The sequence below is a fragment of the Shewanella sp. AC34-MNA-CIBAN-0136 genome, assembly GCF_040309945.1.
Taxonomy (GTDB): Bacteria; Pseudomonadota; Gammaproteobacteria; order Enterobacterales; family Shewanellaceae; genus Shewanella.
This window is the reverse complement of the sequence record NZ_JBEOPJ010000003.1, coordinates 195,871-208,217: the sequence shown is the minus strand read 5'-3', so window position 1 is coordinate 208,217 and position 12,347 is coordinate 195,871. Positions and strand designations below refer to the sequence as shown.

Below are 12,347 nucleotides of genomic sequence, written 5' to 3'. Positions count from 1 at the left end.
TAAAATACCAAACCTTAGGTGAATAAGAGGAGAGCACATTATGTTTACTACTCAAATTCACCTCAAGGTATTGGCTATGATGTTATTGTGCTGCTTACTCAATGCCTGCAGCCAAACACCTCAGCAATGCTCGTCAGCTATTATGACCACTTGGTCTAGCGCCCATAGCCAAATTACTGAAGATATCACCACACTGAGTTCCACTGAATTTCAAGGCCGCAAGACAGGCACCGAAGGCGCCCGCCTCACTCAAGCGTATTTAATCACACGATTTACAGAGATGGGCTTACAACCCTGGCAGCAAACTTTTGCCGTCCCGTTTAGTTTTCAACATCAATTTTCGACCGTCTCTGGGGTCAATATTATTGCCACTATTGCGGCAAAAAATAGCTCAAACCGATGGCGAGTGATTACGGCTCATTATGATCACTTAGGTCAAACGGCCAGTAAAATGTATCCAGGTGCTGATGATAATGCCTCAGGCATTGCCGGAATGATGGCAATTGCAGCCCAATGGCAGGAAAGTCCACCGTTAGATGATGTTAATTTGATGATTGTGGCAACCGACGCTGAAGAACCAGGTTTATATGGCAGCTATGAATTAGTGACGTTATTGCAACAATACCCACAGATGGACATTGAGCTAAGTGTAAACTTGGACATGATAGGTCACCCAGATCGCCGCAGGGCAATCTACATGGAAGGGCAAAAAAATCTGCCAGATTTTGAATCTATTAAGCCGTTGTTGATGCAACAGACCCAATTATGTATTCGCACTCATCACACAAATTTACTAAGTGGGCGGATGAAAAAAAGTGACTGGCTCAGAGCGTCAGACCATTACCCATTTCATAAAGCTGGCTACTCCTGGGTGTATTTTGGCGTACCACCCCACACGCAATATCATACGGCCGACGACACAATAGCCACGTTAGACATCGACTTTATTGTGGCGGTTGCTGAAACAGTATATCAAATGCTCAGCATCGATAAGCTGACCAAGGCCCCATAAACAGCCTAATTCACGCCAACAAATGTTCATTTTTCAACCAATTAACAAATCTTAAAAATCAAGAATCAGGCCAATCTTAAACTAGAATAGGCAATTTAATGTTTATTTTCAGTTTTTACGTGGTCAACTAGCATTGTTGCTGCTATAATACGCCCCCTTATCGGCGCGGGAAATCGACACGGGGTTGATTTTCTGTCTGTGAAACTTTAGCACGAGCTTCCGAACTTCGTGCGCATCCACAAGGCTACAACTCAATGTCATCTGAAAGAACTTTCCGCGAACTCGGCCTGTCTGAGTCTTTGTTGCGTTCGCTTGACGAGTTAGGTTATGAAAACCCAACTCCTATTCAAGCTGCTAGTATCGACCCGCTTATGGCTGGTAAAGATATTATCGGTCAAGCACAAACCGGTACCGGTAAAACAGGCGCGTTTGCCCTGCCTTTACTAAACAAAATCGACATGAAAATCAATGCTCCACAGATTTTAGTGTTAGCACCAACCCGCGAATTAGCGGTTCAAGTTGCCGAAGCATTTGGTAGTTATGCCAAATTCATGAAAGGCTTCCACGTACTACCGATTTACGGTGGTCAAAGCATGCAACAACAATTAAACGCCCTTAAGCGTGGACCACAAGTGATTGTTGGTACTCCTGGTCGTGTAATGGATCACATGCGTCGTGGCACATTAAAGCTAGATAATCTAAAAGCCTTAGTATTAGACGAAGCCGATGAAATGCTAAAAATGGGCTTCATCGATGATATCGAATGGGTATTAGAGCACAAGCCTACTGACAGCCAACTTGCATTATTCTCTGCCACTATGCCTGAGCAAATTAAGCGCGTTGCAGCTAAGCACTTAACAAACCCAGTGAACATCAGCATAGCGTCTAGCCAGACAACTGTTGAGTCTATCGACCAACGTTATGTGCAAGTATCACAACACAATAAACTAGAAGCGTTAGTACGTGTTTTAGAAGTTGAAAATACTGAAGGTATTATCATCTTCGTTCGTACCCGTAACAGCTGTGTTGAATTAGCAGAAAAATTAGAAGCCCGTGGTTATGCTTCATCTCCATTACATGGTGACATGAATCAACAAGCACGTGAGCGTGCTGTTGAGCAGCTTAAGCGCGGCAAGTTAGACATTTTAATCGCGACTGACGTTGCGGCACGTGGTCTTGACGTTGAACGTATTGGACACGTAGTAAACTACGATATTCCTTATGATTCAGAAGCCTATGTTCACCGTATCGGTCGTACAGGTCGTGCTGGTCGTACTGGTATGGCAATCCTATTTGTAACCAATCGTGAAATGCGTATGTTACGCACTATCGAACGCGCTACAAACAGCCGTATTTCGCCAATGAAAGTGCCTAGCCCTGAATCAGTTGCAGAGCGTCGTTTGTCTCGTTTAGGCGAGCAAATCCAAGAAACCATTAACGGTGACTTAGATTTCATGAAAAACGCTGTAGCTGAATTATGTCAACAGCTTGAAGTTGATACCGATTTACTGGCTGCTGCATTGTTACAACAAGTACAGCAAGAGCGTCCACTACAGTTACCAACGATTACCGAACGTCAACGTGATTCACGTGACGAACGTAGTGATCGTGGTAGTGACCGTGGTGATCGCAATAGTAGCAGCGACCGTCCACGTCGTGAACGCAGTGACCGTGGCGAGCGTAGTAGCCGTCCAGCACCAAATAGCTTTGGCGATGCAGAAGGCTTAAAAGATAACCCAGACGTTAAAATGAATCGTTATGTTATCGATGTAGGTCGTGAAAATGGTGTTGGTGTAGGTAACATCGTTGGCGCTATTGCTAACGAAGCAAACATCGATAGCCGTTTCATTGGTCAAATCCAATTGTTTGATCAAGTCACAACGGTTGATTTACCAGACGGAATGCCTAAAGACATCCTTTCGCACCTAAGAAAAGTGCGTGTGTGTGGTCGTCCTTTAAACATTCGTGAAGCAGGTGATGAAGTGTTTGCTGACACGACTCGCGGCGCAGGCGCTCCACGTCGTCCACGTAGTGATCGTGCTCGTAGTGACCGTCCACGTACTGATCGCCCAGCGGGTGATCGTCCGGCTAGTGACCGCCCTGCAAGTGCAGAGCGTCGTCCACGTAAGCCACGTGACAACGGTTAATCATTCAGTTGAATGACACAAAAAATGGAGCCTAAGGGCTCCATTTTTGTTTTCAGTTTTTATTCTCTATTCTACAAAATCAGTCTAAAAAATAATTAATACCCATTAACGTGGCGATTACCTGTTTAATATCACTATTTCTAGGTTCTAGGTTCTAGGTCGCTACGCGGCTAGATGCTATAGCAAGAGCCTAGATCGCTACGCTGCTAGGACGCTGCGCGGCTAGATGCTATAAAATCTTAGCAGCGAAGCTGTCCCTATTCCTGAGATAGCAAGCGGTGACGAGAGAGATTAAGAGATGACAAGCCGAGAGCCTAGGTGCTAGACCGCTTTATCCGTGAGCGCAGCGTTCGCTTGTTATCGCTTGTTATCATTTCCTAGCAGGACGCAGTCCGCCCTAGCAGCGAAGCGACCCTAGTGATAATCCGTTTGCACAAAAGTGTTACAATACAGTCCTGAACGCTTTGGCCTGCTTACGCTTTTGATACAAGGGGACAATTTGCACGGCAAACACCGAACACACAATCATAACGATGCCAGCAAATGACAACACATCAATATCGGCACCGACAAATACCCCGCTCCACCAACCAAGATTGACCACAACTTCTGTCGCAGTAAAACTCAATACCGGTGTTAATGCCAACATGGCACTGACTTGTGCCGTGGGCCAATATTGCATTGCTTGACCAAAACAGCCATACGCAATCAAAGTATTGGCGCCGCAAAAAAGTACTATCCACCATTGATCGAGCGTCATAGCTTCAAACTGACTAAAGTCACTAAATGGCGCCATAAGCACAATGCCTAATGCGTAAATAAATAACAGTACATTACTGGGTGACAGTCGTTGGCTCACCGACTTTTGTAACAAAGCATAGCTGGTCCACGACATCACCGAAAACTGCACAATCATAATCCCAACCAACACTTGATGATCACTTGCTTGATTTAAATCGAGCTGCGGATGGAAAAACATCAGCATGCCCAGTCCAAGCGTGGCAAAACAACTTAACTGAAATGCATTAAAACGCTCTTTGAAAAACAACACCCCACCAAATGCCAAGAAAAAAGGCGCAGTTTGGAAGTTAAGCTGTGCAGTGCCTGGAGCTAGATATCCCAACGAATAAACAAACGACACGTAATTGCACATCAACAGCACGCCAGCGAGCACCAATTTCAACCATACTAATGAAGGTAAACCGACAAATTGACGTAATGCACCTAAGCGCCATTGAATTAACAAGGTCACGACTAACGCCATGACAAACCGAAACCAGGTCAGAGTAACTGGCGTAATGAATCCACCTGATAGCTTTAATGCTATAGGCAAAATACCCCAGAAAAATACTGCTATAGAAACAAATATCAGTCCTAAACGGGCATTCGCGCTTTCTTGTTCACTGTTCACGTTGGTTTATCCATCACATCATTAAGGCGTGAATTCTGCCTGAATAACCCAATAAAGTCTTTATCAAGAAAGGTTAACCTTACCCTTGATTGTTCGCATAACAAAAAAGCCTATTTCAACCCCTCCTTTTATCGTGCAAACGCTTTGAATGCAGGTAAAATAGCCGCCATAAAAACCTATGTACCCTACTACCTAAGGAACACTCGCATGAATCTTGCCGATTCCGTTCTTGCCGTGAACAATGATTTACCTATCCGTACCGACAAGCCTGTCCACAGTGGCAAAGTACGCAGTGTTTACTGGTTAACCGACACAGACAGTCGCCGCTTAATCCGCGACAAAGGTTACGATGTACCTGAAGATACTCCGCTAGCAATTATGGTGATCAGCGACAGGATCTCGGCGTTCGATTGTATTTTTCATGGCGAAGGTAACTTGCAGGGTATTCCAGGTAAAGGCGCTGCACTGAATGCGATTTCAAATCATTGGTTTGGTTTATTCGCCGAAAATGGTTTAGCTGACAGCCACATTCTAGATATTCCGCACCCTTTTGTATGGATAGTGCAAAAAGCTCGCCCAATTAAAGTCGAAGCGATTTGTCGCCAATACATTACCGGCTCAATGTGGCGTGCTTATTCAAAAGGCGAACGGGTATTTTGTGGTATCACCTTGCCAGAAGGGTTAAGCAAAGATCAAAAACTGCCAGAGTTACTGATCACCCCGTCAACCAAAGGTATCTTAACCGGCATCCCGGGCGTGCCTGCGCAAGATGACGTTAACATTAGCCGTAGCGATATTGAAGCTAACTACCAAGCCTTTGGATTTGAAAAACCACAGGATATCGACTTGTATGAAACCTTGCTAAAGCAAGGCTTTAAAGTAATTTCAGATGCGCTAGCAAAGCTTGATCAAGTGTTTGTCGATACTAAGTTTGAGTTTGGCTACGTCAATGACAAAAATGGTCAATCAAAACTGATTTACATGGATGAAGTCGGTACGCCTGACTCATCACGCATTTGGGACGGAGCCGCTTATCGTGAGGGCAAGATTGTTGAAAACTCAAAAGAAGGCTTCCGCCAGTTCTTACTGAATCATTTTGACGATGCCGACATTTTGCTAAACAAAGACAGAATGCCAGAGCGTGAAGCACTTGCTCGTAACAACGACTTACCATTAGACGCGATGATGAATGTATCGCGCACTTATATTGGTGTGGCAGAAAAAGTCACTGGTTCAAGTATTCCATTACCAGCCAACCCAAAAGCGGACATTATTAAAGTGCTACGTGAGCAGTATGATTTAATTGTATAAATTAATTTAACTGGATAATAAATAAGGCGCTAATAGCGCCTTATTTATTATTAGCTGACCACATTAATACCAATAAAAAGAAGATTATCTTCGCCCCAAAATCATCATCAGTGAATAGCTACACGACAATCAAGAAGTCTTCAACTGCCAAACACTCAGCGACGGCATCTCCTAGCAATTAATTCCTAGCGATTGAATAGTTTAGCTACAAAAACTGACTTTGCTAACACCCAGAAAATGGATTCGTTCATCGCAGTACAAAATGATAACACCTTGAAATCAGAAAAATCACCTTAACCGTGTTATGTACTATCAGTTTAACTCAACAGGCCATTGCCGCCGAGACAGTGCCTGATGAAAAGACTAAAAAAGAAAATATCGAAACAATTGAAGTAAAAGGCAGTGACATTGCTAACTATATCGCTCAATCAGCTAGCGGCGAATCACGTTAAGATTTAGCCATCTCAGAGATTTTCTCAATCTGTTTCAGTTATAACCGATACGCAATTAAAAGACGTCTAGCGGCAAGAGATTATCTCAGCACTTGCAGGATTATCTTTAGCGAAACAAGCTATTTGTTCAGCGGTTACTCTTACGAGATTTTAGACAGCGTTGATAAACTTTATTTCGGTTTTTCCGGTGGATAATTCACGCGGAGCATTTGGTGTATTGTCAGCTTAATACTAATGACATTTGCTTTTACTGGGCTTTATCAGTACTGGCATCGCCGCAAAAAATAGGTTAAATAGATACAAAATCATCGCTACAAACATTTAATACTTTAAACAGTAGTGCTCATTCTGATGAAATGTGGCATCAATCAGTTAGTGAATTCAATTTCTGCAACGAATCGTCTATCCGTTTTACTTAGTAGAGTATTTGCTCAATATCTATTGTTTATTCAGTAGATTCTGCTAACGTGTTTATAGTGTTATCTTGCACACATACTGTGCAATTGTTTGCGCCAGCGCACAAAAATGGCCATACTAAATTTATAGAGACCCACAATAACAATAAAGAACATGGAAGCGTCGATGGAAAATTTAATTAAAACTCCTGTTGAGATGTTGTCTCATTGGGTAGATACGCAAGGTGACAAAGTTTACCTTCGCCAGCCGATTGACGGTAAATATGTTGATTTCACATGGCGTGAAGTTCAGCAAAAGATGCAACAAATTGCAGGTTCACTGCGTCATTTAGGTTTAGAACGTGGCGATAAAATTGCTGTGTTGTCGAAAAACTGTGCCGAGTGGTTTATTGTCGATTTAGCATTAATGTACGGTGGTTACATTAGTGTGCCTGTTTATCCAACCGCTAATGCAGAAACTATTCGCTATGTACTTGAACATAGCGGCGCTAAAGCCATTTTTACCGGTAAACTCGATCATTGGGCTGAACAAGAAGCTGCTGTTGGCGGTGAAATTCTCCGTTTAGCCATGCCATATGACACCATGCCAGCACAATATCATTGGGATCACTTGTTAAAGCTGGGTCAGCCGCTCGTTGACGAGCCGTTCCCAACTGCAGATCAAGTCATGACACTGATTTACACCTCAGGTTCAACAGGCAAACCCAAAGGCGCGATTCAAAGCTTTACCAGTTATGGTTGGGCGTGCGAAGCGGTGATTCGTGATTTACAAACCAATACTACTGACCGACTATTATCGTACTTACCGCTAGCACACATTACCGAACGTGTGGCTATTGAAGGCTCGTCATTTTATTCAGGGGCAACGGTTTCTTTTGTAGAAAGCCTCGACTCATTTGTTGATGACATTCAACGCTGTCGCCCAACGGTGTTTTTCTCGGTACCGCGTTTATGGACAGTATTCCAATTAAATATCATCAACAAGATTGGTGAGAAAAAACTCAAAACCTTACTCAAACTGCCCATCATTAGCAGTATTGTTAAGCGTAAAATTAAGAAAGGTTTGGGACTCGACCAATCTCGCTTGAACGGCTCAGGCTCAGCACCCATCCCACCATCATTGATTCAATGGTATTACAGCATTGGCATCGATATTTGTGAAGCGTGGGGAATGACCGAAAACTGTGCTTACTCGATAATTAACTTTCCATTCAACGCCAAGAAGATCGGCACGGTTGGCCGGCCAGTTGAAGGCTGCTTAGTACGTCAAACTGAAGAAGGTGAGTTATTAGTTAAAAGCCCAGGCTTGATGAACGGCTATTACTTACAAGAAGAAGCCACCGCCGCAGCATTTACTGAAGATGGCTTTTTCCACACTGGCGATTTGTGCGAAATTGACGCAGACGGTTACATCGACATTACCGGCCGCGTTAAAGACAATTTCAAAACCTCAAAAGGTAAGTATGTTGCTCCAGTGCCGATTGAACGTAAATTAGCTCAAGACACTCATGTAGATTTAATTTGTGTTATCGGTTCAGGTTTACCACATCCGGTCGCGTTAGTGCAGCTTTCAGAAGGTTCAAAACTTCAGCCTCGCGAAGAAGTAAGAACATCGTTAAAAGAGACTCTCGATGGTGTTAATCCACATTTAGAGTCACACGAACATGTTGATGCCATTATCGTTGTCAATGATGAGTGGACCATTGAGAATGACGTGTTAACCCCGACGTTAAAAATTAAACGTCACGTACTTGAAAAAGCGTTTACCGCCAAAGTAGACGGTGTTCGCGGCGCCAAAGTACGTTGGGAAGACGAGTTGTAATAATCAGCTAACGATTATCTATCTTCAAAAAATACACGCAATATGCGTGTATTTTTTTGACATATTCTGTCAATATACCCGCCATTAACTATGCAGCGTTAACAATATCGTTGTACACCATTTATTAGGCAGAAACTCGAATGTTCATTGCGTTATCCATTATCGGCGGTTTTATTATTTTAACCATTGGCGCTGAAGCACTTGTGCGCGGAGCCAGTGCCGTAGCGCTACGTTTGGGCATTGCCCCACTTATTATTGGCTTAACCATTGTGGCATTTGGTACCAGCGCCCCTGAATTAGCCGTTAGTGTTAAATCAGCATTAGCAGGTAATCCAGGTATAGCCTTAGGTAATGTCGTCGGCTCCAACATTGTCAACATTGGTTTAATTCTAGCTATCACCGCTCTTATTCGCCCTATTACAGTGCAATCTCAAATGGTGAAGCGCGACATCCCTATCATGATTGCCGCTTCAGTATTAATGTGGTTTTTGCTGCTTGATGGTGAAGTGAGCTTTATCGACGGTGCCATTTTATTCAGCGCGCTTGTTGGCTATTTAGTTTTTAGTTATGTTAGTGCCAAAAATAACCCAGAAGATCTGGATGTTGATGCCAGCCCGCAACACCCTGGCTTATCTATCGCATTAATCATTGTTGGTATCGCGATGTTAGTTGGTGGTGGCATATTATTTGTTGATGGTGCCGTCGATTTAGCCAAACAGTTTGGCATTAGCGAAGTCATCATCGGCTTAACCATTGTGGCTATTGGTACCAGTATGCCAGAGCTTGTCACCTCGGTGATGGCAGCTCTTAAAGGTCAAAGCGACATTGCCATCGGTAATGTTGTTGGATCAAATATTTTCAACGTACTCGGTATTTTAGGCGCAACAGCATTAATCCACCCAGTTTCCGCGGCCGGATTTAACGAAATCGATTTTATCGCCATGCTGATTTTTGCCTTCATGGTATTACCGTTTGCTTGGAGTGGCTTACGTATTGGTCGTCGTGAAGGTAGTGTTCTGTTAGCTGGTTACCTTGGCTACACCAGTTACTTGGTGATGCAAGTGGTTTAAGTTAACGACAATATTACTCATACTAAGGCCGAATATTGATTCGGTCTTTTATTAACAAGTTCTGAAACTGCACTCACATTTAAGATGTGCTGCTGAAAATAAATGACATTTGTCATCTTCAATTGATGACCTTTGTGTCTAAGAATATCCTCCGTCTATCGCCATACTACACCTATCCCAACAACATATTGATTGGGGAAAACGTAAATGGAGATAGCCATGAAAACTTTACTACTGATCACCAGCTTAACCTTAGTCAGCCACACTAGCTTTGCTAACATTAGCGATATTGATGCTGCAGCCAACACCATGAACATCACTGAACTGAGTCAATACAGTGAACAGGCTATTGATTATGAAAAAGCCTATGCTGATTATCGCCTAGCCATTACAGCCAACATCATCGGCCAACGTCAACTCGCTACAGATTCATTAAACAATGCCCAGCACACACTAGAATCCCTTTTAGTCCAAGATCCATCTGCAGACCAGCAAGCTCTACTGGCTGCGGTATACGGAATGCAAATCTCGTTTGATAATAGTAAAGGTACCGTATTAGGAATGAAAACGGCGCAATTACTGCAACAAGCAAACGATCTCGAACCTAACAATCCGCGAGTCAGCTTAGTGCGAGCAATTAATGCATTTTATACCCCAAGCGTATTTGGTGGCGGCCTCGACAAGTCGCAAACATTAGCAACCCAAGCAATTAGTCAATTTGAGCAGCCTTGTAACGAAATCTGTTGGGGACATGCAGAAGCCTATACTTGGCGCGGACTAGCGAAACAAGAACAAGGCGACTTAAAAGGGGCTTTACAAGATTGGCAAACCGCCATTGAGGTTGACCCTCAGTATGGTTGGGCAACATATCTGTTAAACCAACAAACAGTAAAGCAGTAATCGACCAGTTTATTATTACTCGCATAGGTTTTAGTTAGCGCGCAGTTACTCTATGATTAACTGCGCTAGGAGGCACAATGACATCTTGTTTATCATCTAATAATGAAAAAAGTTACGAGCAAAGAACCGCTTGGGTTTACCTCATAAACTTAGGTTTTTATTTTATTCCCTTGTATTTTATGGCCGGTCAATGGTTAAAAATCTCGATCGCGATCGGATTATTAGTGCCCTTTATTATTGGCTATTTCTGGGCTTATAACAGTAGCAAAGAGCAAGCCCTCAAACCCATTGGGTTAATGTTTCTGTCAGCCATAGCGTCGTCATTCGTCACCAGTGGTGCAATATCACTATTCAGTTTTTGCTGTTTTTTTATTGGTTTTTTCTACTCGCTTCGCACTGCAATATTGAGTTTTATCGGACTGAGCATTTTGCTTTTAGTCATCGATATTAGCATGGGTTACACAGGCTGCTTTTTTACTTTTTATGGTATGGGAATTTGTTTAGGGGTGGGAGTGTTTGGTGTGATTGAACAAAATCGCCAACGAATAAAACGCCAGCAACAACAATCAAAAGATGAAGTCGCCAATTTAGCCACCGCATTAGAGCGCGAACGTATTGGCCGCGATTTACATGATGTTATGGGACATCACTTAGCCGCCATCGCCTTAAAAGCAGAACTGGCAGACAAGCTCATTACCTCAGGTAAAATCGACCAAGCGCAACTGCAAATTCATCAAGTTAGCGTGATAACTCGAGACTGTTTAAGCCAAATTCGCCACACGGTATCGGGTTATAAACATCAAGGGTTAACCCAAACGTTAAACACCTTAGCCAGCACGTTAAGAGATAACGCTATTGCTGTCAGCATAGAAGGCACATTCCCTAAACTCAGTGAACTCATGGAATCGCAAATCAGCTTGCTACTAACTGAGTTGATTAATAACACCATAAAACACAGCCAAGCGACACATTGCACCTTGTGTATTGAAACAAGCCAAGACTGGCTCAAACTCAACTTTATCGAGAATGTGCCGGTTAAAATCATCACCAAAGGCAACGGATTAACAGGCATTCAAGAGCGAGTAAGCTTGCTACATGGCACAATCGACTATCAATTAATTCCCCATTATAAAGTGAGTATCCAATTGCCACTAAGTGAGCCCATTAGATGAAAATTCTATTAGCCGAAGATCAAGCGATGGTAAGAGGCGCCCTCGCCGCGTTGCTCACATTAGCGTGTGATAGCTTAAATGAAATAGAGATTGTCGAAGTCGAAGACGGCGATAAAGCGATGCAACAACTTAAAACAGATTCATTTGACCTGTTACTCACCGACATTGAAATGCCTGGAAAATCAGGTTTAGAGCTGAGCCAATGGTTACAACAACAGCGCAGCCAGACCAAAGTGATTATTTTGACCACCTTTGGCCGAGCCGGTTATATCAAACGCGCATTAGAATACGGTGTCGGTGGTTTTTTATTAAAAGACGCTCCGTCTGATGACTTAATTAATGCGATTAAACAAGTGATGGCGGGTAAACGGGTTATCGATCCAGAATTAGCTTTTACCGCTATTGGTGAAATAGACCCTCTCAACGACAAAGAAAGACGTGCATTGCGCCTGGCAAGCGAAGGCTTATCAACCAGCGATATTGCCAGTCAGTTGTTTATTGCAGAAGGCACAGTACGAAACTATTTATCGGAAGCCATCAGCAAACTCAATGCCAGTAACCGAATTGATGCTGCCAGAATCGCCAAGCAAAAGGGTTGGTTGTAATTAACGGCTTAATATTGCCTTGTATTCAA

The 12,347-nt window shown here is 43.2% G+C and carries 10 protein-coding genes; 9 read left to right on the top strand and 1 reads right to left on the bottom strand.

Features of this window, described 5'->3' with window-relative positions; all coding sequences use genetic code 11:
- Nucleotides 1-40: 40 nt before the first annotated feature.
- Both AAEY94_RS04330 and AAEY94_RS04325 read left to right on the top strand, forming a co-directional pair.
- Nucleotides 41-1,012, top strand: a complete 972-nt coding sequence (locus AAEY94_RS04330) for a M20/M25/M40 family metallo-hydrolase (protein ID WP_350977502.1) — start codon at nt 41-43, stop codon at nt 1,010-1,012.
- Nucleotides 1,013-1,266: 254 nt separating this feature from the next.
- A complete protein-coding gene (locus tag AAEY94_RS04325) occupies nt 1,267-3,159 on the top strand; it encodes a DEAD/DEAH box helicase (protein WP_101084976.1) in 1,893 nt (630 codons plus the stop codon).
- A gap of 442 nt (nt 3,160-3,601) precedes the next feature.
- On the opposite strand, the gene AAEY94_RS04320 is transcribed toward AAEY94_RS04325, so the two are convergent.
- Nucleotides 3,602-4,570 (bottom strand): DMT family transporter, encoded by a 969-nt coding sequence (locus AAEY94_RS04320; protein ID WP_350977498.1) that lies wholly within the window; start codon nt 4,568-4,570, stop codon nt 3,602-3,604.
- 207 nt (nt 4,571-4,777) lie between these two features.
- On the opposite strand from AAEY94_RS04320, the gene AAEY94_RS04315 reads away from it, so the two are divergent.
- The 7 genes from AAEY94_RS04315 (at nt 4,778) to AAEY94_RS04285 (ending at nt 12,318) form a co-directional block, all read left to right on the top strand.
- Nucleotides 4,778-5,881, top strand: a complete 1,104-nt coding sequence (locus tag AAEY94_RS04315; protein WP_350977495.1) for a phosphoribosylaminoimidazolesuccinocarboxamide synthase — start codon at nt 4,778-4,780, stop codon at nt 5,879-5,881.
- A 299-nt stretch (nt 5,882-6,180) separates the two neighbouring features.
- A complete protein-coding gene (locus tag AAEY94_RS04310; protein WP_350977493.1) occupies nt 6,181-6,333 on the top strand; it encodes a hypothetical protein in 153 nt (50 codons plus the stop codon).
- Between the two features lie 582 nt (nt 6,334-6,915).
- Complete coding sequence (locus tag AAEY94_RS04305; protein WP_101084973.1) at nt 6,916-8,571, top strand: AMP-binding protein; 1,656 nt, start codon at nt 6,916-6,918, stop codon at nt 8,569-8,571.
- Nucleotides 8,572-8,711: 140 nt separating this feature from the next.
- Nucleotides 8,712-9,641, top strand: coding sequence for a calcium/sodium antiporter (locus AAEY94_RS04300; RefSeq protein ID WP_101084972.1), 930 nt, complete (start codon nt 8,712-8,714; stop codon nt 9,639-9,641).
- A gap of 219 nt (nt 9,642-9,860) precedes the next feature.
- Nucleotides 9,861-10,541: a tetratricopeptide repeat protein gene (locus AAEY94_RS04295; protein WP_342860080.1), complete on the top strand. Its 681-nt coding sequence runs from the start codon at nt 9,861-9,863 to the stop codon at nt 10,539-10,541.
- Nucleotides 10,542-10,618: 77 nt separating this feature from the next.
- Nucleotides 10,619-11,713 (top strand): sensor histidine kinase, encoded by a 1,095-nt coding sequence (locus tag AAEY94_RS04290; RefSeq protein ID WP_350977489.1) that lies wholly within the window; start codon nt 10,619-10,621, stop codon nt 11,711-11,713.
- Complete coding sequence (locus AAEY94_RS04285; protein ID WP_162022132.1) at nt 11,710-12,318, top strand: response regulator transcription factor; 609 nt, start codon at nt 11,710-11,712, stop codon at nt 12,316-12,318. Before AAEY94_RS04290 ends, AAEY94_RS04285 begins: the two co-directional genes overlap by 4 nt.
- The last annotated feature ends 29 nt before the right edge of the window (nt 12,319-12,347 follow it).